The 22,118-nt window shown below is 38.9% G+C and carries 21 protein-coding genes, 1 pseudogene and 1 riboswitch; of the genes and pseudogenes, 5 read left to right on the top strand and 17 right to left on the bottom strand.

The genetic code is table 11. The features are described from left to right. Positions 1-26: 26 nt before the first annotated feature. The 6 genes from ABC228_RS13595 to ABC228_RS13570 all read right to left on the bottom strand — a co-directional run bounded on the left by ABC228_RS13595 (position 27) and on the right by ABC228_RS13570 (position 6,787). Positions 27-341 (bottom strand): DUF3870 domain-containing protein, encoded by a 315-nt coding sequence (locus tag ABC228_RS13595; RefSeq protein WP_345825690.1) that lies wholly within the window; start codon positions 339-341, stop codon positions 27-29. A gap of 1 nt (position 342) precedes the next feature. After that, positions 343-1,110, bottom strand: coding sequence for an IclR family transcriptional regulator (locus ABC228_RS13590; protein WP_345825689.1), 768 nt, complete (start codon positions 1,108-1,110; stop codon positions 343-345). Between the two features lie 72 nt (positions 1,111-1,182). Then, complete coding sequence (locus tag ABC228_RS13585) at positions 1,183-2,355, bottom strand: saccharopine dehydrogenase family protein (RefSeq protein ID WP_345825688.1); 1,173 nt, start codon at positions 2,353-2,355, stop codon at positions 1,183-1,185. A 40-nt stretch (positions 2,356-2,395) separates the two neighbouring features. Continuing rightward, on the bottom strand, positions 2,396-3,886 hold the full coding sequence (locus ABC228_RS13580; RefSeq protein WP_345825687.1) for an aldehyde dehydrogenase family protein: 1,491 nt from the start codon (positions 3,884-3,886) through the stop codon (positions 2,396-2,398). A gap of 70 nt (positions 3,887-3,956) precedes the next feature. Next, the gene (locus ABC228_RS13575; protein ID WP_345825686.1) at positions 3,957-5,612 is read right to left on the bottom strand and encodes a thiamine pyrophosphate-binding protein; all 1,656 of its coding nucleotides are present in this window, start codon (positions 5,610-5,612) and stop codon (positions 3,957-3,959) included. Further along, positions 5,609-6,787: an LL-diaminopimelate aminotransferase gene (locus tag ABC228_RS13570; protein WP_345825685.1), complete on the bottom strand. Its 1,179-nt coding sequence runs from the start codon at positions 6,785-6,787 to the stop codon at positions 5,609-5,611. Before ABC228_RS13570 ends, ABC228_RS13575 begins: the two co-directional genes overlap by 4 nt. Positions 6,788-6,951: 164 nt before the next feature. Between ABC228_RS13570 and kynU the strand changes: the two genes are divergently transcribed. From kynU to kynA, 3 genes are read left to right on the top strand one after another with little or no spacing between them, the layout of a single operon-like run. Beyond that, the gene (gene kynU, locus ABC228_RS13565) at positions 6,952-8,223 is read left to right on the top strand and encodes a kynureninase (RefSeq protein ID WP_345825684.1); all 1,272 of its coding nucleotides are present in this window, start codon (positions 6,952-6,954) and stop codon (positions 8,221-8,223) included. Further along, positions 8,223-8,867, top strand: a complete 645-nt coding sequence (gene kynB / locus ABC228_RS13560; RefSeq protein WP_345825683.1) for an arylformamidase — start codon at positions 8,223-8,225, stop codon at positions 8,865-8,867. Before kynU ends, kynB begins: the two co-directional genes overlap by 1 nt. Continuing rightward, positions 8,860-9,699, top strand: a complete 840-nt coding sequence (gene kynA / locus ABC228_RS13555; protein ID WP_345825682.1) for a tryptophan 2,3-dioxygenase — start codon at positions 8,860-8,862, stop codon at positions 9,697-9,699. Before kynB ends, kynA begins: the two co-directional genes overlap by 8 nt. A gap of 278 nt (positions 9,700-9,977) precedes the next feature. Here kynA and ABC228_RS13550 read toward each other — a convergent pair whose 3' ends face one another. From ABC228_RS13550 to ribE, 8 genes and pseudogenes are all read right to left on the bottom strand, one after another. Then, entirely contained in the window at positions 9,978-11,186 is a 1,209-nt protein-coding gene (locus ABC228_RS13550) for a DUF5667 domain-containing protein (RefSeq protein WP_345825681.1), read from the bottom strand. Positions 11,187-11,460: 274 nt separating this feature from the next. Next, the gene (locus tag ABC228_RS13545; protein WP_345825680.1) at positions 11,461-12,135 is read right to left on the bottom strand and encodes a hypothetical protein; all 675 of its coding nucleotides are present in this window, start codon (positions 12,133-12,135) and stop codon (positions 11,461-11,463) included. Between the two features lie 105 nt (positions 12,136-12,240). Then, positions 12,241-13,293 (bottom strand): C45 family autoproteolytic acyltransferase/hydrolase, encoded by a 1,053-nt coding sequence (locus ABC228_RS13540; protein WP_345825679.1) that lies wholly within the window; start codon positions 13,291-13,293, stop codon positions 12,241-12,243. 66 nt (positions 13,294-13,359) lie between these two features. Continuing rightward, positions 13,360-15,231, bottom strand: coding sequence for an ABC-F family ATP-binding cassette domain-containing protein (locus ABC228_RS13535; RefSeq protein ID WP_345825678.1), 1,872 nt, complete (start codon positions 15,229-15,231; stop codon positions 13,360-13,362). A gap of 27 nt (positions 15,232-15,258) precedes the next feature. After that, positions 15,259-15,438 carry a hypothetical protein gene (locus tag ABC228_RS13530; protein ID WP_345825677.1) on the bottom strand — a complete coding sequence of 60 codons (180 nt, stop codon included), beginning with the start codon at positions 15,436-15,438 and terminating at the stop codon, positions 15,259-15,261. A 117-nt stretch (positions 15,439-15,555) separates the two neighbouring features. Continuing rightward, positions 15,556-16,020, bottom strand: coding sequence for a 6,7-dimethyl-8-ribityllumazine synthase (ribH, locus tag ABC228_RS13525; protein WP_345825676.1), 465 nt, complete (start codon positions 16,018-16,020; stop codon positions 15,556-15,558). Between the two features lie 32 nt (positions 16,021-16,052). Then, positions 16,053-16,664 (bottom strand): annotated as a pseudogene (ribB, locus tag ABC228_RS13520) (3,4-dihydroxy-2-butanone-4-phosphate synthase); the annotation flags it as partial. 11 nt (positions 16,665-16,675) lie between these two features. Beyond that, positions 16,676-17,329, bottom strand: a complete 654-nt coding sequence (gene ribE / locus ABC228_RS13515; protein WP_345825675.1) for a riboflavin synthase — start codon at positions 17,327-17,329, stop codon at positions 16,676-16,678. Between the two features lie 158 nt (positions 17,330-17,487). Next, a riboswitch (FMN riboswitch) is annotated at positions 17,488-17,636 on the bottom strand. Positions 17,637-17,811: 175 nt separating this feature from the next. On the opposite strand from ribE, the gene ABC228_RS13510 reads away from it, so the two are divergent. Continuing rightward, the gene (locus ABC228_RS13510) at positions 17,812-18,804 is read left to right on the top strand and encodes a DmpA family aminopeptidase (RefSeq protein WP_345825674.1); all 993 of its coding nucleotides are present in this window, start codon (positions 17,812-17,814) and stop codon (positions 18,802-18,804) included. A 76-nt stretch (positions 18,805-18,880) separates the two neighbouring features. Here ABC228_RS13510 and ABC228_RS13505 read toward each other — a convergent pair whose 3' ends face one another. Beyond that, on the bottom strand, positions 18,881-19,786 hold the full coding sequence (locus ABC228_RS13505) for an RluA family pseudouridine synthase (RefSeq protein ID WP_345825673.1): 906 nt from the start codon (positions 19,784-19,786) through the stop codon (positions 18,881-18,883). Positions 19,787-19,797: 11 nt separating this feature from the next. Further along, a complete protein-coding gene (locus ABC228_RS13500) occupies positions 19,798-20,028 on the bottom strand; it encodes an excisionase family DNA-binding protein (protein ID WP_345825672.1) in 231 nt (76 codons plus the stop codon). Positions 20,029-20,178: 150 nt separating this feature from the next. Between ABC228_RS13500 and ABC228_RS13495 the strand changes: the two genes are divergently transcribed. Next, positions 20,179-21,528, top strand: coding sequence for an alpha/beta hydrolase (locus ABC228_RS13495; protein WP_345825671.1), 1,350 nt, complete (start codon positions 20,179-20,181; stop codon positions 21,526-21,528). A 59-nt stretch (positions 21,529-21,587) separates the two neighbouring features. Here ABC228_RS13495 and ABC228_RS13490 read toward each other — a convergent pair whose 3' ends face one another. Next, entirely contained in the window at positions 21,588-22,013 is a 426-nt protein-coding gene (locus ABC228_RS13490; RefSeq protein WP_345825670.1) for a transposase, read from the bottom strand. Between the last annotated feature and the right edge of the window lie 105 nt (positions 22,014-22,118).

Below are 22,118 nucleotides of genomic sequence, written 5' to 3'. Positions count from 1 at the left end.
ATTATTATTCATCATTCCCAGGCTTTTCAACGCTTTTCTATATAAACACCATACTGTTTATGCAAGTCCTTTAATGCTGACGCTAGTGCATTTCCTGCTTTTCCGAAATAATGCTGCTTAACCGCTTCTACGGCTTCTTCAATTCCATCCTGTAAGCTATAGCCACGCAGCAACTGTTGGACAAAATCCCGTCCATGATCAGTCGCAAGTGTGCAGCTTGCTGCAACAATCACACCATACTTACGATCAATTTCTGCGGTTATCGTCAGCGTTTCAAACATATTTTGTGCTGCCATACCAGATGGTAAGCGAGCATGTCCTGCAATAAACACCGTATTCATGTTAATCAATCCTTCCTTGCACGAAACCCCGGAACCCTAGTTTTTGAGAGATGGCCTCTGCCATCTCCTTTGTCTTTGTTTTAATCGTGCATAGATTATCACCTTCGAAATAGGTAGAAAGACCACTTACTGTTAATGCTGCAATGACAATATTTCGATAATCATAGATAGGGTAGGAGATGCCAGTGGTATTTTCATCTTGTTCCCCTACACTGTACGAATAACCTTCTGCATGAATACGGCTGAGCTCTTCGGAGAACGTCCTCCTGTCTAATGCCTGATTCTGTACACCAAGCTCGATAATCTCATCACGTCTCGCTTCTGGTAAGTATGCCAGTAATAGCTTTGGACCAGAGCCAATGTATAAGGGAGAATTCTTGCCAATTCTAGTATACAAGCGAATTGCCTTATTGCTTTCTACCTTTTCAATATAAGTAGCTTCATGATGGTTCACAACGACTAAATGAACCGCTTCATTAATTTCCTTTGATAGATTTTCCATATAGGGGTAAGCAATTTTCCGCACCTCTAATTGGTCCGAAACAAGCTGCCCTAGCTCCAATAGCTTCAATCCTAACCGATATCGACTATCATGCTCACGGTCCTTTATTTTGTAAACATAATTCATCGACTCAAGCGCTGATAATAAACGATAAGCGGTTGGTTTTGGAAGACCTGCTCGATCTGCTATCTCTTTTAATGTTAGTTCAACGTTGTCTTCATTAAATAGATTTAATAGATTAAGTGCTTTGATAACACTTTGATTCATGTGACTAGTCTCCTTGTAGATGTCCTTGTAAATTAGAAAAAGGTCCCTCTGCCAGGTGCAGAGGGAAGCTTCTTAAATGTTTACATGGCTATCTTCTTTTACCTCTGATTCCATGATGTTCACACCACGTTTTGCCATTTCTTGAATATAGATTTTACCAGGAACAACCTGTTCTGGTGGATATACCCCATGTTTTGTAATTGTTCCACTACCAATTAACTGCGCTACGACAGAAATTGTATTGGCGGTAGCTCTAGCCATTGCAGTTACATTATTTTCTCTATCCTTATAGGTCGTCATTTCATATTCATACGTTATTGGGATGCCGTCTTTCACACCAGATACCATCACACGTAAAAGCACTGCGTCGTCTTTTTCTCCTAACTCAACAATTGGGTCAAGAACCTTTAAGAATACTTCTCTCGGATTAATCTTTTGGCCATTTAATTCAACTTCATAATCATTTCTTGTTAAATTCAAATCTACTAATAGCTTAAACTTCTCTGCATGACCTGGATATCGTATTGTCTTGTATTCAAGTGTTTCAAGGTTTGGATAAGAAATGGATAAAGTTGATGTTCCTCCAGACGTATGGAATGCCTCTAATGGACCAAATTTATCAAAATAAAGTCGCTCTACCTCCGTTAGAGAAGGAATTTCCTGTTTTATTCCGTTCCGGATGATTAATGATGGATCCGTGTAATGGTCAAATAAACCTTCCATAGAAAACACATGATTATATTCTAGCGGTGCTTCTGGCTTAACCGGAATACCACCTACATATAATTTTATTGATTTCAATTCATCTAGTTTACTAGCACCATAACCTGAAAGAATATTAATCATCCCTGGTGCTACACCAAGATCTGGAATAAGCGTTACGTTTGCCACTTCCGCATCCTCATGCATCGCTAGAACCTTATCCGTCATGTGACCAATATGACCACCTAAATCTACCGAGTTTACACCTACTTGAATAGCTGTTCTTGCTACAATTTCGTTAAATGAATAAAATAGCGCGTTGATTATCACATCATATTGGCGCATAAAAGTGGCTAATTCCACTTCATCAGATGCATTCACTTGAAAAGCTGTTAGCTTCGGAGAATTTAATTGATCACATACCTGTTGTGCACGGGCAATGTCAATGTCCGCTAGTCCGATAGCCGTAACACCCTCACTTGCTGCTAGATCACGAGCTGCTTCTTTTCCCATTAATCCTGATCCTAATACACCGACTTTCATATTATCCTCTCCTTCTCCCTATTATTATCCCTCTCTCGTATTACTCCACATCAATCTGAGCACGCTGTAATTTACCACTATAATCCACATAAACAGACTTCCATTCTGTAAATACATCTAATGCTTGAACACCAGAGTCACGATGACCGTTACCAGTCCCCTTTGTTCCACCAAATGGAAGATGTATTTCAGCACCAGTTGTTCCAGCATTCACGTAAACGATTCCGGTATCCAAATCACGTTGCGCTTGAAACACTCGATTCACATCTCTTGTAAAGATTGAGCTAGATAAACCGAATGTTACGCTATTGTTCACTTCAATTGCCTCTTCTAAGCTTTTCACGGGAATGAGTGAAACAACTGGTCCGAAAATTTCTTCTTGTGCTATACGCATCGACATCGTAGCGTCCGTAAATAATGTGGGTGCAAAGTAATTTCCACCCTTATGTTCCGCTTCCGTTAATTCGTAGCCACCAGCCAATAGCTTTGCGCCCTCTTCTTTTCCAATTTCAATGTACTTCTTAATTTTTTCAATCCCTGCTTTGTTAATGATTGGTCCAACCTTAATGGATTCATCTAAACCATTCCCTATGGTTAATTTCTCCATTGCTACGAGTAATCTTTCTTCTAGTGTTTCCTTCACTGCTTCATGTACAATGACACGACTACATGCCGTGCAGCGCTGACCACTTGTTCCAAATGCGCTCCACAGAATACCTTCTACCGCTAGGTCAAGATCTGCATCATCCATCACAATAACGGCATTTTTACCACCCATTTCAAGTGAGACCTTCTTCAACTGTCGGCCACATTCTGCAGCAATATTTCGTCCGGTATCATTGGAACCGGTAAAGGATATAACACGAATATCCGGATGATGAACCATTGCTTCTCCTACCTCTGATCCGCTACCAAAGACAACATTGATAACACCTTTTGGTAGGCCTGCCTCTTCGAATACCTTCGCTAGCTCATAGGCCATAATCGGTGTTTCCGTTGCAGGCTTCCACACCACTGCATTGCCTGCCACGATTGCCGGGAATGACTTCCAAGTTGCAATTGCAATAGGGAAATTCCATGGGGTAATAATTCCAACAACCCCTAATGGAGCACGAACACTCATCGCAAACTTATCCTTCAATTCAGAAGGCGTTGTCTGGCCAAATAACCGCCTTCCTTCTCCTGCCATATAAAATGCCATATCAATTCCTTCTTGTACCTCTCCTCGTGCTTCCTCAATGACTTTACCGTTTTCCATTGTTAATAGCTGTGATAATTCTTCTTTTCTTTCCTTCAAAATATAGCCAACACGATATAATAGTTCAGCACGTTGAGGTGCAGGAACAAGTGCCCATTCCTTCTGTGCCTTTTTAGCAGCTTTGACTGCATCACGAACACTTGCAGCATCTGATAACGGTACATCTAGGATAGCTTCTCCAGTAGCAGGATTTATAACTGGGGTCGTCTTCTCTACCTCAATCCACTCCCCATTAATAAAATTTGCTAGTTTTTTTGTTTTCACTTCTACCATTTGTAATACCTCCTCTAAATATTGTGATAGATTTATATTCTAATCAGTGCGTATTTAAGGACACTGATTGCTAATATTTTTTTCTGATGGCTGATATCGTTGCCGAAACGGAAATTTGTTCCTTCTCCGTGAGAATCTCAATAACGGTTGGCTCTTTGCTCGTTAATGCAAGGCTGAATACCTGAACAAATTCTTCTATTGTTTCAACGGTGTAGCCACTAGCCCCTACTCCAGTGGCTAATTCTGCAAAGGAAACCTTTCCTAAATCCGTTCCAATCACTCTTTCTGGATAATGAATCTCTTGATGCATTCGAATTGTTCCATACATATTATTGTTAAAAACAAGTGCAATTATAGGAACATTCTCACGAACTGCTGTTTCAAGCTCTTGAAATGTCATCATAAATCCGCCATCACCAGAAAGAGATACCACTGTCTTATCAGGCACAGCCAAGCCTGCTCCAATGGCTGCTGGCAATCCGTATCCCATTGCCCCGGAAGTCGGTCCTACATAGGTGTGTTTCTCCTTAAACGGAAAGAAAGCATGTAACCACCCTGCGAAATTCCCAGCATCATTAGTAATTAACGCATTATCTGGAAGCATCTCTGTCATTGCTTTGATAATTTTTTTGTTGATCACATCGCCTTCTGCCACGGTTAAACTACTAACCTCTTTAAATCGACGATTACATGTATTTGCCCATTCATCCCATGAAGGCTGACGCTGTATTCCTTCTAAGGCTTCTATGGCCTCCTTCATGTCCGCTACAATTGCTAATTCAGGTGCATAAACCTTTCCATGAACCTCAGGATCAATATCTATATGAATTAGCTTTTGTTCCGAAGTAAATAATGTATAATCCTGTGTCGTTACTTCTGATAAACGAGTTCCAAATGCTAATATGACATCCGCATCACGAACCGACTCTAAAACCTTCTTAGGAGTTCCTAAGCCTAAGTGGCCAGCATATAGCCCGTGATGATTCGGAAATACATCATGTCGGCGAAAAGCAGCCATGACAGGAATTTGTAGCTTCTCTGCAAACGAAAGCAAGGCTGATTCTGCTTGTGCTAACTTTATTCCACCCCCAGCAATAATGAGTGGATTCGTAGCTGTTTGTACTAGCTCTTTCAAGGAAATGACTTCACTATTCGATGGAGCTGGTTTCGGTATGTTGATTGGTGGACCAAATTTCATTTCCACTTCTTTTGGCAAGACATCCTCCGGTAAGGAAACAACCACAGGACCTGGTCTTCCAGTTTGGGCAATCCGAAAGGCACGTTGGACAATTTCTGGCATTCTTTCTGGATCCTTTACCTCAACTGCCCATTTCGTTATCGGTTTAAAAAACTGATCGAGGTCTACTTCTTGGAAACCTTCTCGTCCTCGAAACTTACTGTGTACCTGCCCAAGAAAAACAACCATCGGGGTTGAATCCTGATAGGCAGTATGCACACCAATGGATAGATTAGCAGCTCCCACTCCTCTTGTTGCTAACACCACCCCAGGGCGCAATGCTGCCTTTGCATAACCCTCTGCCATAAAGGACGCACCGCCCTCATGACGCGCGGCAATGACATCAATTGCTGGCTCATCGTATAAAGCATCTAGTAATGGTAAATAGCTCTCACCCGGTACACAGAACACTTTGTGAATCGATTCTTTTTTAATGCATTCTACAATAGCGCTTGCTGCAGTCATTTTGTTACAGCTGTGTATTGTCATGACGAAATCACGCCCTTACAAATAAATTCCTTTAATCGTCTAATCACTTCATCTATACGTTCTAGCTTTACGGATAATGCAATTCGAATAAATCCTTCTCCTGACGGTCCAAAAGCCGTTCCCGGTGTGACAATAACCCCAGCTTCTTCTAATAGCCTTTCTGCAAATTCACTAGAGGTATAACCAGCAGGGACTCTCGGCCAAATAAATATCGACCCCTTTGGTTTTTCTACTTCAAAGCCTGCTTGCTTTAAACCGTCATACATTCGTTCCATTCTTTCTTTGAAAATGGCGCTATGCTTTTTTACCTCCGACAAATCACTACGTAATGCATGTGCTGCCGCTTTTTGTATCGCGAGGAATTGACTTGTATCAATATTACTTTTTAAAGTCGCAAGTGCTTTAATGAGAGTTGGATTACCTACCACATAGCCAATACGCCAACCTGTCATATTAAAGCTCTTTGATAATGACCCAAATTCAACTGCAACCTCTTTTGCATGTGGGACCTGTAAAATACTTGGTGACTTATAATCATCAAATGTTACCAAGTCATAAGCAGCATCATGGATAATAGCAATGTTATTCTGTTTACCAAATGTAATCGCTTCCATAAAAGTGTTTAATTCCACCGTTGCAGCAGTTGGATTTCCTGGATAGTTTAAAAATAATAGCTTCGCATCCGCTTTAACCTGTTCTTGCACTTGGTCAAACATAGGTACATAGCCGTTTTGAATGTCTAAAGGAAGATAGGTGCTCGTGCCACCAGCTAAATGTACCGCTGTCTTGTACACTGGATAACCAGGATCTGGAATGATTACTGTATCGCCTGGATTAATAGCAGCTTGAATAAGGTTTGCAATGCCTTCCTTCGATCCAATTAGAGTTAAAATCTCTGTATTGGGGTCTACCTTCACACCATAATGATGCTCGTAAAAATAGGCCACCGCTTCTCGAAATTCTGCACTACCATCATATGGGGAATAACGATGATTCGTTGGGTTTTGTACCTCTTCACAAAATTTATCGAGTATAAATTTCGGGGTTGGTAAGTCTGGCGCTCCAATCCCTAAGTCAATTACATCCACACCTTTGGCGAGTAATTTTTCCTTCTTTTTTTGGAAGCTAGAAAATAAGTATGGTGGTAAATCGCTCACCTTATTCGACACATACATAGCCTCATCCTCCTATTTCAATATATGAAACGCCATTTCACATATCTGACATTAGTATAATCGTATTGTTCTTAATTTTCAATTATTAATAAAAAATTAAATATATTTGTTACAATGTAAATAGAAAACGCTTACTAAAATTATTTTCCTAGAGGTGGTTACACATGAAAACAGGGTTAGAATATGCGATTCATTTAGATGAACAGGATTCCCTATCACCCTATCGTGATGAGTTCTATGTGTCAGAGGATACGATTTATTTAGACGGGAATTCGCTAGGGCTTTTATCAAAACGATCTGAAAAAGCGGTATTAACCGTTTTAAATGCGTGGAAAAACCATGCAATTGATGGATGGACAGATGGAGAATATCCTTGGTTTTATCTATCAGAGAAAATCGGGAAAGAATTTGCACCCCTAGTGGGAGCTAAACCTGAAGAGTTAATTGCAACTGGATCTACAACCATTAACATCCATCAGCTTGTAGCTAGCTTTTACGAACCAAAAGGAAAAAGAACAAAAATTCTTGCTGACGAACTAAATTTCCCTTCGGATATCTATGCCTTACAAAGTCAGCTTCAATTACATGGATTTTCTCCCACTGAACATCTTGTGCAAGTAAAAAGTAAAGATGGAAATACATTGCATACAGAAGATATTGTGGATGCCATGACAGAGGATGTCGCACTCATTGTTTTACCAAGCGTCCTTTATCGAAGTGGTCAAATCTTAGATATGAAGACCATTACTCAGGCAGCACGGGAACGTGGGATTCTAATTGGATTTGACCTATGTCATTCCATCGGCTCCATCCCGCATTTTCTTTCCGAATGGGGAGTTGACTTCGCCTTTTGGTGTACCTATAAACACTTAAACGGTGGCCCTGGTAGCGTAGCTGGAATCTATGTTCATGAGAAGCATTTGTCCAAGATACCCGGACTTACTGGATGGTTTAGCTCTGCAAAAGACAAACAGTTTGACTTAGAACACGAGCTAACACCTGCCCAAACAGCAGGCGCTTATCAAATTGGGACGCCTCATATCTTAAGTATTGCACCATTAATCGGTTCACTGGAAATCTTTTCAGAGGTTGGAATTGAGAAAATTCGTGAGAAATCACTGCAATTAACTGATTATCTAATCAACCTTGTAGAGACCGAGCTACGTGATTTTCAATTTGAGCTGTCCTCTCCACGTGAGGATTCAATGCGAGGAGGACATATATTCCTTACACATCCAAGTGCTGCTAGTATTTGTAAGGCATTGAAAGCAGAGGGAATTGTTCCAGACTACCGAAGCCCTAATGGCATACGTCTAGCGCCTGTTGCTCTATACAATACCTTTCAAGAAGTCTGGAAGACCGTACAAACCCTTAAAGCAATCATGATAGAAGAACGCTATAAAAAATTCGAGAACACAAGAGGTGTAATTGCATAATGACAAAGTGGATTGATATTACACAGCCTTTAACTAACGATATGGCACATTGGCCAGGGGATACACCATTTTCATTTGCTATCAGTGCAACAAAAGAACAAACTGGATCAGCTAATGTTGGGAAATTAACGACAAGCGTTCACATGGGAACCCATGTAGACGCTGCCTATCATTTTGATAATGATGGCGGAACGATTGATCAGCTGTCCGTTGACATTTACATTGGCAAGGCTAAAGTTATCGATGTGAGTAGCTATGATACGATTAGTGCCTCTGTTCTAGAATCTTATGACTTGGAGGGGGTTCAGCGTTTATTACTACACACCTCCCTGCCAAATAACCCAAAAAGCTTTCCAAAGCAGCTACCAATACTCGATCCGAGTATTGCACCATATTTACAATTAAAAGGAATTTTCTTGCTAGGTGTTGATATGCCATCGGTTGATCCGGTCGATAGTAAAACGCTTGATACACATCATGCCTTAGAGAAGCATGGCGTGCATATTTTGGAAAACCTTATGCTAGATCATGTTGCATTTGGAGAATACGAACTGATTGCTTTACCGTTAAAAATTGTTGGAGCTGATGGGAGTCCAGTTCGTGCAGTGATACGTCCTCTTAAAGGAGGCGATGGTCATGAGTGATACTAGAAGAGATATACCATCAGATGGTGCATACACTGATTTTAAAGAGAAAATGACCTATGGTGATTACTTACAGCTTGATTCCTTATTAGATAGCCAAAAGCGCTTATCAGACCATCATGATGAGATGCTATTTATTGTTATTCACCAAGTAAGTGAGCTTTGGCTAAAGCTCATGATCCATGAGATAGAGGCTGCAACGAATGCTATCCAAAACGATGAATTCCAAAGTGCGTTTAAAATGTTATCACGTGTGTCGAAAATACAATCACAGATCATACACGGATGGGATGTTCTATCTACATTGACACCGGCTGAATACATGGAATTTAGAAACTACCTAGGAAATGCATCTGGATTTCAGTCCTATCAATATCGTTTAGTCGAGTTTGTATTAGGCTATAAAACACCACATATTGTTAAAATATATGAAAAAGACGAAGCGTTACACCATCGACTTCAGGAAGCCTTTGAGGCTCCCGGTCTTTATGATGTTTCCATACAAGCACTTGCCAAGAATGGCTTTTTCATTAATCAAAGCATCCTTGAGCGTGACTTCTCAAAAAAATACGAGCAAGACTCAACCGTAGAGGACGCATGGCTAGAGGTGTATAAAAACAAAGATAAATACTGGGACCTGTATCAATTAGCAGAAAAGCTCGTTGATATTGAGGACTGGTTTCAGCAGTGGCGATTCCGCCATATGAAAACAGTTGAGCGAATTATTGGACACAAAACCGGTACTGGGGGTACATCTGGAGTCGGCTATCTCAAAAAAGTACTCGATCATTATTTTTTCCCAGAGCTCTGGGAGATACGCTCGAAGCTATAAAGTTAGCTAAAAAATGCTTAGATGAATGCTGAAATAACCCCATTTGTTGGACACAATTGGGGGTGTAGTTCAATGCTTCTCTAAGCGTTTTTTACATTTATCAGCGTATGGGTAGGATATATCAGCGCAAATGGTGGATTTATCAGCGAATGTACGGAGATATCAGCGAATTCCCCACTATATCAGCGTTTCGGTACACTATATCAGCGAATCAACTTTTTCGAGTTAATTAAAAAAGTGCTCCCACATATTACGGGAGCACTCATCCTAATTACAAATTAATTTTTGCCGTTGCCTTTATTTCCGTTGTTTCCGTTGTTTCCGTTGTTGCCTTTGCCATTTCCATTTCCTTGGTTGCCTTTACCGTTTCCATTATTACCTTTTTCTTCGGCTTTTTCTACTGCTTTTTCAGCATTTTTATCTGCTTTTTCTACTGCTTTTTCAGCATTTTTATCTGCTTTTTCTTGTGCTTTTTCAGTTTTATCATTCTTAACTGGTTCCGCTACAGCTGCTTCTACTGATTCCACTTGCTCTTCTTCAGAAATTTCATTCTCATTATCAGCAACTGGAGCTTCTACGGTTAACGTATCCTTTTCTTCAGTTTCTGTTACTACTTCCTCTGTGTCTTCTACTTCTTCTGATGCAACTGCTTTATTTGCACGTTTTTCAATTTTTTTAGCTAACTTTGCGAATGATTTTTCAATATTTTTCATAATTGCTTCTTGCGCGGTTGGGTTATCAACCTTTGCTAAGACTGCAGATAAAGCAGTGATATTATTAGCAAGTTTTACTTGAACATCATCTGTTTCTTCTTTATCTTCAACTTCTTCAGCTGCCTCTTCAGTTGCTACTTCCTCTGTTCCATCTTCTTCGGTCACTTCTTCAGTGGCGTTTGTATCTTCTTGACTATCTGATGCATTTTCTTCCACTGCTTCTTGATCAGCATTCTCTTCGGTTCCTTGGTCAAGTTTTCCTTCAGCTTTTTCTTGTGTATCAAGTGCTGTCTGAAGTAGCTCTCCAGCCTCTTCGTATTTCCCTTCTTCAATTAACGCATTCGCTTCTGCAATACGTTCAGCAGCAAATTCTGCTAGTAATTGGCTTTCTTTGTAATCATCAAAAGTTAACGCAAGCTGGATTTTTTCCTGTATTACTTCAACAAAATAGAAAAAATCACCGGGAATTAAACCTGAGTCAACCTCATCCGCAGATTCTTCTTCTGTTGGATCTTCATCTTTCGTATCAGTTGTTTCTTCATCAGATGGCTCTTCTGATGCTTCTTCAGTTGAATCTTCTCCTACATCCCCTTGAGTATCTTCACTACCCTCTTGTACGACAGCGTCCTCATCTACAGTTGCTGCTTCTTCCTGTGATTCGGTAATCGTCATACTGTCTTGATTACTCTCCTCTGCAAAGACAGGTGATGTTACGACTAACGTTGCTAAGGCTGTACCTGTCAATACACTCGTTAACTTCATGGATAATTTCAAGAATAATTCCTCCCCTTGTTATAATTTCATTCATAAAATACGAGACTGCTCAAATTTATTTGTCGGTTTTTGTAGGAAAATAAAAAATATTTTTTTGTAACTTTTATCAGCGGGGGTGAGAGATAATTCAGCGCTTTGATAAATATATCGGCGATTCTTTCTATATATCAGCGAATTCCCCAATATATCAGTGTTTCGGCAAACTATATCAGCGAATCAACTTTTCGAGTTAATTAAAAAAGTGCACCCACACATAATGCGGGAGCACTTTTTTCTAAAGGTCTTCTTCAATCCGAAAGACTATTTTATATTTTGTTTCATCTAACAAATCAGTGACATGTACCTGCTTACCATGTCCAAAGATAACTTCATTTTCTGTCATGGCTACAACCATTGCTTTCGTATTTTGGTCAACATCCAAAAAGACGTCACCAACAACAGGCTTCACGACATCTTCATCGCTGTCTGTTAAATAAGTAATGGATTCATCTTCTAGCTGTTGAGATTCCGGTACTAAGCTTTTGTCATAATACGCAATCTCTTGACTCGCATCAGCCTTACCTGGAACCATGACAACATACTCATGGTGCTTGACACCGTTATCTCTTGTCGTCACCACATTACCATCCTCAACACTATCAACCTTTTCAATCGAATTCAATGAATAATGATCAAGGAAATCTGGTGCAGGCTTGGTAATTAATATGTAATCACCAGGTGCTGGTTTTCTATTTTCATCAATTGTATACCGCTTCCCATAGAAAATGAATGTATCATTATGCTTCGGTTTATAAAGTGAAATTTCATTTGCGCTCGTTAATATCTGCTTCATATCCTTTAATCGATACAGATGGACAGATTTTTTGAACATAGGCTTTACCGCATATACCTTGTGTAACTCATTTTGATAAAAAACAAATTGGCCTTTCCGAACCTGAAGTAACTTCATAGGACTGCCTCCTAGGAAAATATTTTACATAAAAATTAATAATTACTACCTTTATCTTTTGTAACAAAAAAGGTTTTAAACATAAAAAATGTAACTTAATGAAAATTATCGCACATCCCGATCCATATGCACAAACGGAAGGTCTGTTTCAACTTCTCCTAAAATTCGTTTCATGCTAATCCGCTCACCCTGTAACCATTTTGCAAAATCAACTATAACCGGTTCGCGGTCCCCACCTAAAGCAAACCACGCTTTTAATTCTTTGGGAAAATATGCTGACGTATGAATCGTTCCAGACCAGTTTTTATATTGCTTGGAGAATACACCTTTATCGGAGTCATTTAACATACGAAAGGCTTGATAGGCATTGGTTACCTTTACCTGATGCTTTTCAATCGCATCCATCCGTTTAAAGGAATCATCTAAATGATGACGATTTTCATGCTTCAGTAGTTCAAAATGATTTGTACAAACGTTTGATTGACGAACCTCTATACTTCGTGGTGTCGCTTCTACAATAAAAGTTTCCCCTGTTTGATCCAAGACAATATAGCTAAATGAATGGCGATGTGGAATCTCCTTCAGCATCTGAACAGCTTCATCTACGGTTGCACAGTTTTCCAGCACCATCCTACCAATCATGTTACAGATAAACCCATCACCTGGCTTTTTACGATGCATAAAGTTATACCCCATCGCCAGACCTTTTTCATTCATGCCATCCATCCTACCAGTGATTCGTTGGGAAGGCCCAATAACCGCATAGCCCTGGTCAGATGGTGCAAATAGTGTATAACGACCTTCATATGTTTTTGGATGGTAATCATAATTACGAATCATATAATCAGTATTGGTAAAAATAGAGCATCCGCTACGCATATAATGTAGGCGATAGCCACCAAATTCCTGTAGTACCTCTTGCATATTCCATTGTAGTTCATCTTGTAGTCCTAACAGTTCTTCCCAAATCGGAGGAGCAAATGGCAGAATTGCTTGTTTGACCTCTTGTTCCTCAATGATAAAGTGAGGCCTTCTAATTTTCCATATTCGTTTTCTATTTTCGATGGTTAAAGAATCCTTTAATAATTCTCCTTGCATCCGGCCAAAATCATAATGTGAACCACGAAATTGTATAACATCACTATAAATCTTCTTCATACGACTCATCCCTTGCTCAACAATAAAACTAGGATAGAACACCAGATTCTATCCTGTTTAACCACATTAATTATCTATCGCTTCGACTAGCAGAGAAAGCTCTTCCCATCGCTCCATTTTAATTTCTAGCTCTTCTTGAACCTTTTGTTGTTCAGCAAATAATGTTTGAACTTTTTCAGAATCGCTTCCAGCTTCCACAATACCTTCCTCAAGCTCAACAATCTTTTCTTCTAACTTCGTAATCTCTTCCTCAATCCCATCCCATTCTCTTTGCTCAAGGTAGGAAAGCTTTTTCTTTTGCTTCGGTCTTTCTTCTACTTTAGTTGGTTTTGCCTCGTTTTTAAGGATTACTTGATGTTTTTCATGGTACTCACTATAATTTCCAAAGAACGACGTTATGTTTCCATTACCTTCAAAAACGAATAGCTTCTCAACGACACGATCTAAGAAATATCGGTCATGTGATACTGTGATGACAACACCGGGAAAGTGATCTAAATAATCCTCTAGTACACCTAGAGTTTGTGTATCTAAATCATTGGTAGGCTCATCTAAAAAGAGCACATTTGGTTCACCCATTAATATTTTCAATAAGTATAATCGTCTACGCTCTCCACCAGATAGTTTACGAATGTAATTGTATTGTTCCGAACGCGGGAATAAGAAACGCTCCAGCATCTGCTCTGCAGTAATAACAGTACCGTCTTTTGTATGAATAACCTCGGCTACTTCCTTAATATAATCCACAACTCGCATATCACCATCTAGCTCTTCATCACCCTGCGTATAGTAGCCAATTCTAACCGTTTCACCAATCATAACCACACCATTATCTGGTTCCATGCGTTTCGCCATTATATGAAGTAAGGTGGTCTTACCTGATCCATTTGGACCAATAATTCCAATTCGGTCGCCTGGAATAATTAACTGGCTAAAGTTCTGTATTAATTGTCTACCTTCAAATGATTTTTCTATCTCTTGTAATTCCATTACCTTTTTCCCTAAGCGAGTTGAACCTACTTGAAAATCTACATTTTTTTGTTCCGTGTTAAATGTCTTTTCTTTCAATTCATGAACACGATCAATTCTAGCCTTTTGTTTCGTTGTTCTTGCCTTTACACCAGCCTTTAACCATGCTAGTTCTCGTTTAAGCGTGTTGGCATGCTTTTGCTGGTTGCTTCGCTCCAATTCTTCGCGTTCTGCTTTCTTTTCTAGGAAGATTTCATAATTTCCCTCATAAACATAAAGATTTCCCTTATCTAATTCAAAAATTTTGTTTGTCACTCGGTTTAAAAAATATCGGTCATGTGTTACGAGTAATAGTGCGCCTTTATAGGTTTGCAAATATTTTTCCAACCATTCCACTGTTTCATTATCAAGATGGTTGGTTGGCTCATCTAATATTAATAAATTGGCAGGCTGAATCAATGCTTTTGCTATCGCAACACGTTTTCGTTGTCCACCAGAAAGCTCGGTTATTCGCCGATGGAATTCGGTGATACCTAGCTTCGTTAAGATTGTTTTAGCAGCAGTATTTGCTTCCCAGGCCTCATGCTCATCCATCTTTTGTTGAAGCTTCATCAGCGAATCCTGAATGGTCATATTTTCTGGATCATGCTGAAGCCTTTGCAGCGTGCTCTCATACTCCCGCATTAATTTCATTATGGTCGATTCACCATAATATATTTGTTCCATCACCGTTAAGCCAGGATCTAAATGTGGATCTTGTGAAAGATATTCAATTCGATAATCCTTCGGTGCTTGAATGGAACCATCCTCTGGCATATCAATCCCTGCAATGACTTTTAATAGACTAGATTTTCCCGTCCCATTTACACCAATGATTCCGATTCGGTCGTGATTAGTAATGGTACAGCTAATGTGATTAAATAAAATCTTGTCTCCATAGGATTTATGTAAATTTTCAATTGTTAGCATTATAGCACTTCCTCAACTAAACTATCTTTAGTTTGTTTGGTTACGTTTACGCAGTATCTGTTTGACGAATAAAACAATTAATAATAACAGCCATGATGATACTAAATAAAAGATAAATTTACTAACTTGGTCCATCTCTTGATAAAAAAATACCATGCCAATCCAGATTACTGCCATGGCAAAAATTTGATACAGCATAGGTTTCATAAGGTAACTCCCCCTATTATTAATCTATACATTAGTTTACATGACAACAGGCGATTTGACCATTCGTTCGAAACAAAATGGGGTAACAGTTTGCGTAACTGCTACCCCCGCCCATGCTTAAAATCGTGTTAAGATATTTGCCATTTCTATTGCTGACACTGCAGATTCCGCTCCTTTGTTCCCTGCTTTTGTACCGGCACGTTCAATCGCTTGTTCAATCGTTTCTGTCGTAAGAATTCCAAAGATAACTGGTTTACCTGTTTCAAGTGACACACGAGATATCCCTTTTGCTGCCTCACTACATACATAATCGAAATGTGGTGTTGCACCACGTATAACCGTTCCTAAGGTGATGACAGCATCATACTTATCCTGTTTCGCCATCTTTTGTGCAACGATTGGAATCTCAAATGCACCTGGTACCCAAGCAATATCAATATTATCCTCCTGTACCCCGTGTCTTTTCAGCGTATCGAGGGCTCCATCTAACAACTTACTTGTTATAAACTCATTAAATCTTCCAACAACAACCCCGATTCTTAAATCTGTTCCAACTAAATTCCCTTCAAATATTTGTCCCATTTTATCACTCCTATTCTTCATTAAGTAGTTTTTATATAATCTTGTTGACGTTTACGGTAGTTCACTAAGTCTTCAATTGATATCAACACTAAGTTCAGTTCCTTAGCCATTTTTACTAAATCAGGCAAACGGGCCATTGTGCCATCTTCCTTTATAATTTCACAGATGACGCCAGCTGGAGACGCCCCACATAATCGTGCTAAATCAACCGCAGCCTCCGTATGACCTGGTCTAGTAATAACCCCACCTTCTTTGGCTATTAACGGAAAGATATGTCCAGGCTTTTTAAAATCTGTCTGATTTGCACTTGGATTCACCATTTCTTGTATAGTTTTCGAGCGTTCGTATGCACTAATACCTGTTGTCGTACTCACATGATCAACACTTACTGTGAATGCTGTCCGCAAAGGATCTGTACTTTGACCGACCATCATCGATAGGTCTAATTTAGCTGCTAAATCAGCCTGTATAGGCGTGCATACTAGTCCTTTTCCATGTGTAATCATAAAATTAATCACAGCCGGTGTAGCATTATCAGCTAAGGCAACAAAGTCGCCTTCATTTTCTCTATTTTCATCGTCTACTACAATAATTGGTTTACCATCCTGTAATGCTTTTATAGCTTCTTCAATTCTGTTAAACATTTTTTCACCCTCTACATAAAACCAGTCTGGCTGAGAAAATCTAAAGAAATGTTGTTTTCATCACTAGATTGCTGGTTAGGTTTCAAAAGATTATAGACATATTTGGCAAGCATGTCACATTCAATATTCACAATGTTCCCTTGGCCTTTTTCACCAATAATGGTTTCTTGCACGGTATGTGGAATCAACGATATCGTCACGATATTTTGATTCAGTTTAAAAATTGTTAAGCTTGTACCGTCAATTGTTATGGAGCCTTTTATCATCATGAATTTTGCAAGTTCTCCAGGTACTTGGATATCATAATAAATTGCATTTTCATGTTTTTGCTTTCGTATAATTTTACCAGTTCCATCGACATGACCTGAGACAAAATGTCCCCCAAACCTTCCCATTGCTCCCATTGCACGTTCTAGATTCACGCGTGAACCAGCCTTCAAGTCGTTTAGTGACGTAGACTTAATGGTTTCCGGCATCACATCTACTTGAAAATCATGTTGCGTAAAACCAGTAACTGTTAAACAAACACCATTTACGGAAATACTATCGCCAAGCTTTATATCTTCTACTATCTTATTCGCTCCAATCGTCATTTCAATGGATTGTGCAGATACTTTTCGAATGCTCTTAACAGATCCTTTTTCCTCTATTATCCCTGTAAACACCTATCTCACCCTTTCATTGTAAAAAGTAATAATCAACATACAAAAAGCCTCTGAAGTATCTTCAGAGGCATAAGGGCAGAATTTTTCGGAAGCAAAACAAACGTACAGCTTTGTACAAGGGTACAAAAAAGTACATCAAAATCAATTCGTGCTTCACCAAATCCCTTCTCCCATCCAGACTATACTGTCGGCTCTGGATTCTCACCAGATCCACCGTATGAAACATGAATCATACGGGTCACGGACTTAGAAGTATAGACACTTCATCACCGCCGGTTGGGAATTACACCCGACCCCGAAGGAATACAATAAGATATTGAATTGAGTTTAGTATAGGTTGATTTGAAAAACAATGCAACTAATTTTCCTCAATAATATTTTCCAATTATACGTAATAAGGAAGAATAAGACCATCAAACGTGATTATCCAATCATTATCGTACATAATAATAGGTAATAAATGATAATTGGGAGGAATAGAGATGCCACTACAAAAGGGAAGTGAAAATTGTATCACAGATGTTTCAGGTGTATTAGTTGGGCATAAAACATTATACGAAAAGCTCAATGATGATGAAACGATTTGTACGGGAGTAACAGCAATTCTGCCACATCCCAGAAACCTTTTTTATGAAAAAGTCCGCGCTGGATGTCACGTTATTAATGGATATGGAAAAACAAGTGGACTCGTTCAGATAGAAGAGCTTGGTTTAATCGAATCTCCTATCATGCTAACGAACACATTAAGTGTTGGACCAGTCATGGAAGGTACAGTTACATACATGCTGAAGCAAAACAAAGAAATAGGCGACGCAGCTGGTACACTTAATGTCTTGGTCGGTGAGTGTAATGATAGCTACTTAAGCTCGATGCGACTACAAGCGATAAAACCAGCTCATGCAATTGAAGCTATTGAAAATGCGAAGGGAAGGTCTGCTGAACAAGGCGCTGTTGGGGCTGGAAAAGGGATGGTTTGTTTTGGGTACAAAGGTGGAATTGGAACTGCTTCTCGGATTGTCACATCAGCAGATGAAAAATACACGGTAGGTTGTTTAGTCTTAAGTAATTTCGGCAAAAGTGATGATGCCCTGTTCACCAGCTTTCCAAAAAAGAAGAAAAATCCTAATAATACAGATGGTTCTATTATCATGATTATAGCGACAGATGCTCCATTGTATGATAGACAGTTGAAACGAATGGCAAAACGAACAGCAGCTGGATTAGGTCGAACTGGCAGTCATTTCGATAATGGCAGTGGCGATATTGCGATTGCATTCTCAACAGCTAATACTTATCCCCATAATGCGAATGCTCACCTCCATACGATAGCTGCGCTTCGAGACGATAACCAGGCTATGAATCAGCTCTTTCAAGCTGTTGTAGAGGCAACTGAAGAAGCAATTATCAATTCATTAAAGTATGCGGAAACGACAATTGGCCAGCGTGGCAGAACAATTGAAAAGGCACCACTTTAACGCTAGTGGTGCCATTAGTCTATATCGAATTGGCGCAATGCATTCTTCACATTACGAACCCTCACCAAACAAAAACTTACCTTGATTTGTTCATAAAGGATTTTGGAACATCGGATTGAAATAACAAGAGTTGACCAGTAACCGGATGGGTAAAGGATAGAATTTTCGCATGAAGTCCTAACCTTCCAATTTCGTTTGTTTTCGCACCATACTTCTTATCCCCTACTATCGGGTGTCCTAAGTCACTCATATGAACACGAATTTGATTTTTTCTTCCAGTTTCTAGTTTTACTTCGACCAATGAAAATTGCTTATTGGACTGCAACTTACGATAATGTGTGATAGCCAGCTGGCCATTTTTGTCTGGAATGGAGAACATTTTATGTGTTTTGCTTTCCTTCAGATACGATTTTACCATACCATCTGATTGCTTCAGAGTCCCTTCCACTAAAGCGACATAGGTACGTTCTTTGACCATACTTTTCCAGTTATCTTGTAGCTTGTGCTTCACCTTTTCACTCTTTGCAAATAGCATGACACCAGACGTTTCCTTATCAAGGCGGTGGACCACAAACACACGATTTCTTGGGTCATCACGTCGAACATGCTCCATCAATTGATGTAGAGCTGTTTGTCTTTTTTCTTTTTCAGTGGCAATTGACAGCAGACCAGCATCCTTTTGTATGACAATAATGGAATCATCTTCGAACAGGATTTCCATACCAATTAAGGTGCTTTCCTTTACTGCAACCTTGTTTTTTAACACACTCACTATTTGACCAGGACGAAGTGAATAATTATGCTTCGTTTCAATATGGTCATCTACTTTAACCTGCCCTCTCGTTAAGATTGATTTAACGGAGTTTCTGCTTCTACTAGACATTTTTTCTAATAGAAATGGCAATAATTCCTTGTTATCCTCTACTTTAAAGTTTAAGGTACCCTTTCGGTTAGGCGTTGCTTTTTTTCCTTTATAAGACATCCATTTATCTCCTAATCTTCATCATTGACATCAAGATCTTCAGGAATTGGTTCACTTAAATACTCCTGAATCAACGTACGATATTTTTCAACTTGTTCAAAATGAGTAGTAAACTGCTCTTTATTTACCAGATACTGTTCACCATCGTGAATTGCCCGAATCCTCCCTTGTAGGACTAAAGATTTCACCTTCGCTTCATTCATGGATAAATACTCTGCTAGTTCAGCGATTGTTACATACACTATGAACACCATCCTTCTTAGCATTTTATTACTTACAAGTGAATGACCAATCCTAACTATACCAAAATAACCAATAGTAAAATTGTCCTATTTATACTATAATTACTAAATACTAAGGATTTACAATAATGTACAGGAGAATTATACACAATGCAAATGAATTTAGAAAATATTCGTATTCACTATAAGCTATATAATTCCCCAAAAAATAATACTGACTATTTAGTTTTAATACACGGTTTAGGATTAGATTTAACGATGTGGGAGCCTCTTATTCCTCATCTTCAAGAATACTGCCATATTGTAACATTTGATGTGAGAGGACACGGAGAAACACAGGGACAAGCTAATCCGATTACCTGGGATATTTTATTGGATGATTTCCATTCCCTCATTCAATCTTTAGATATCTCTACATTCCACTTAGCTGGCTATGGATTCGGTGGTAATTTAGCGATTAAGATTAATGAGGTATATCCAGAGAAAGTTAAATCATTAATTTTAACTTCCGTTTATATGTATTTTCCAAAAAATGTAGCCATCAAAGAGCTTGAAAAACGAAACCAACTTATTAGTCATGGCAAGATGTCTGATCTTGCAAAGAATATGATTCGTCAAATTTGTTATATTCCAACTCCTGAAAATGAATTATTACTAACAAAAGCATATGACAAGGTTGAGCAGCGTACATACTTTAATATGTTTCAAATGCTTACAGAAACCGTTACCTCGGAAGATTTAAAGGAAATCGATAAGGAAGTGCTGTTGATTCAAGGCGATAAAGACCCGCTTTTTCCAATTCAACAAACAAACCTGTATCAAAGTCACCTTCAAAAATCCTTCAGCTATGTTGTACCGAACTCCTCTAATCTTGTCCCCTTAGATAGCCCTGAAATATATGTTAAATTGGTTGGACATTTTATTCAAGAAGGTATATCCAACAAATTTATTTCCGTTATGGAACAAGTCTTTACAGAGGATTTCACGACAATCTTGAAGCAAACATTCGATACGTTAGAGATTGCTATCATTAATGGGTTCAAGGTTAACTTTAAGGGAGATGAGATAAAAGGAAAATGGAACCAGCGAAAAGCAAAAAATCTACTTGCTTATCTAGCCTTTCACAATCCTTCCAGTAGAGAGGATTTAATCAATGAATTTTGGGGAGAGTCCGATTTGGTTAGTGCAAAAAACAATTTACGTGTTGCAATCAATCACCTAAAGCGTATTTTACAAAAGCATCATTTAGATTCCTTTTTAAAAATCGGACGTGAGGATATTCGTTTAGTTGGAAGTATTTCATTTGATTTGACGAACTACTTGCAGTTGCTTGATAAGTGTGAGGTTGAGCGCGATCCAAGCTTAAAGAGAGTATTATTTAAGGAGCTAGAAGATACCTATCAAGAAAGAATGTTTCTCGATATATATGATGACTGGCTCTTAACCATACAGCAGCAAATCGAATCTAAATTACATAAAATATCAGAAACAATGGAATAAATTCAAACACGGAAAAAATACTGTCATGGCATGACAGTATTTTTCTGAAAAGAAGACATTTAGTTAGCGCGTTGCCGCTGTCTATATTCTAAGAAACCTACCTGTGACACATCTAAAGCATGGCATAAAATTTCAATTGGATATTGTCCTTCTAGCACTTGAATTGCTTTATACTTCTCTTCATCACATTGTAGTATGATTTCCAAATAAGACTTAAGCGCGTCTATTTCTGTCCTTAATTCTTCTAATTGCTGTTCAACCGAGACCTTTTCGATTTTTTTATCTAATTGTTGAAAAGACCTATCGAAAGCAGTAGGACCATTCTGTTTATATTTTTTGATCCACTCATAGACGTTGTCACGGTGTCTGATTCCCAGGTCCTTAATTACCTCTTGGACAGGCTGGTCCTCTTCAAGGACACGTCTAATTGCTTCTAGCTTTATCTGCTTACTATAACGGCTGTATGGTGGTTTTTTCTTTTTCAAAACCCATCACCCCTTGTTGCATTAGCATTACCCTATTACTAAAAGAACTTGTCAGAAGTGAGATACCTATATGATACAATACTCATCATTACACAATCATTACAA

The sequence above is a fragment of the Ornithinibacillus xuwenensis genome, assembly GCF_039614845.1.
Lineage (GTDB): Bacteria > Bacillota > Bacilli > Bacillales > Amphibacillaceae > Ornithinibacillus > Ornithinibacillus xuwenensis.
The sequence above is the reverse complement of the archived record's forward strand: the minus strand, read 5'-3'. Positions and strand labels throughout refer to the sequence as shown.

What these genes read in the sequence shown, in the direction of transcription:
- ribH (WP_345825676.1), bottom strand. Translation starts at nt 16,020, where the DNA reads ATGGGACAAATATTTGAAGGGAATTTAGTTGGAACAGATTTAAGAATC.
- ABC228_RS13510 (WP_345825674.1), top strand. Translation starts at nt 17,812, where the DNA reads ATGCCACTACAAAAGGGAAGTGAAAATTGTATCACAGATGTTTCAGGT.
- ABC228_RS13495 (WP_345825671.1), top strand. Translation starts at nt 20,179, where the DNA reads ATGCAAATGAATTTAGAAAATATTCGTATTCACTATAAGCTATATAAT.
- kynB (WP_345825683.1), top strand. Translation starts at nt 8,223, where the DNA reads ATGACAAAGTGGATTGATATTACACAGCCTTTAACTAACGATATGGCA.
- kynA (WP_345825682.1), top strand. Translation starts at nt 8,860, where the DNA reads ATGAGTGATACTAGAAGAGATATACCATCAGATGGTGCATACACTGAT.
- ABC228_RS13530 (WP_345825677.1), bottom strand. Translation starts at nt 15,438, where the DNA reads ATGAAACCTATGCTGTATCAAATTTTTGCCATGGCAGTAATCTGGATT.
- kynU (WP_345825684.1), top strand. Translation starts at nt 6,952, where the DNA reads ATGAAAACAGGGTTAGAATATGCGATTCATTTAGATGAACAGGATTCC.
- ABC228_RS13590 (WP_345825689.1), bottom strand. Translation starts at nt 1,110, where the DNA reads ATGAATCAAAGTGTTATCAAAGCACTTAATCTATTAAATCTATTTAAT.
- ABC228_RS13535 (WP_345825678.1), bottom strand. Translation starts at nt 15,231, where the DNA reads ATGCTAACAATTGAAAATTTACATAAATCCTATGGAGACAAGATTTTA.
- ABC228_RS13585 (WP_345825688.1), bottom strand. Translation starts at nt 2,355, where the DNA reads ATGAAAGTCGGTGTATTAGGATCAGGATTAATGGGAAAAGAAGCAGCT.
- ABC228_RS13575 (WP_345825686.1), bottom strand. Translation starts at nt 5,612, where the DNA reads ATGACAATACACAGCTGTAACAAAATGACTGCAGCAAGCGCTATTGTA.
- ABC228_RS13540 (WP_345825679.1), bottom strand. Translation starts at nt 13,293, where the DNA reads ATGAAGAAGATTTATAGTGATGTTATACAATTTCGTGGTTCACATTAT.
- ABC228_RS13545 (WP_345825680.1), bottom strand. Translation starts at nt 12,135, where the DNA reads ATGAAGTTACTTCAGGTTCGGAAAGGCCAATTTGTTTTTTATCAAAAT.
- ABC228_RS13580 (WP_345825687.1), bottom strand. Translation starts at nt 3,886, where the DNA reads ATGGTAGAAGTGAAAACAAAAAAACTAGCAAATTTTATTAATGGGGAG.
- ABC228_RS13595 (WP_345825690.1), bottom strand. Translation starts at nt 341, where the DNA reads ATGAATACGGTGTTTATTGCAGGACATGCTCGCTTACCATCTGGTATG.
- ABC228_RS13505 (WP_345825673.1), bottom strand. Translation starts at nt 19,786, where the DNA reads ATGTCTTATAAAGGAAAAAAAGCAACGCCTAACCGAAAGGGTACCTTA.
- ABC228_RS13570 (WP_345825685.1), bottom strand. Translation starts at nt 6,787, where the DNA reads ATGTATGTGTCGAATAAGGTGAGCGATTTACCACCATACTTATTTTCT.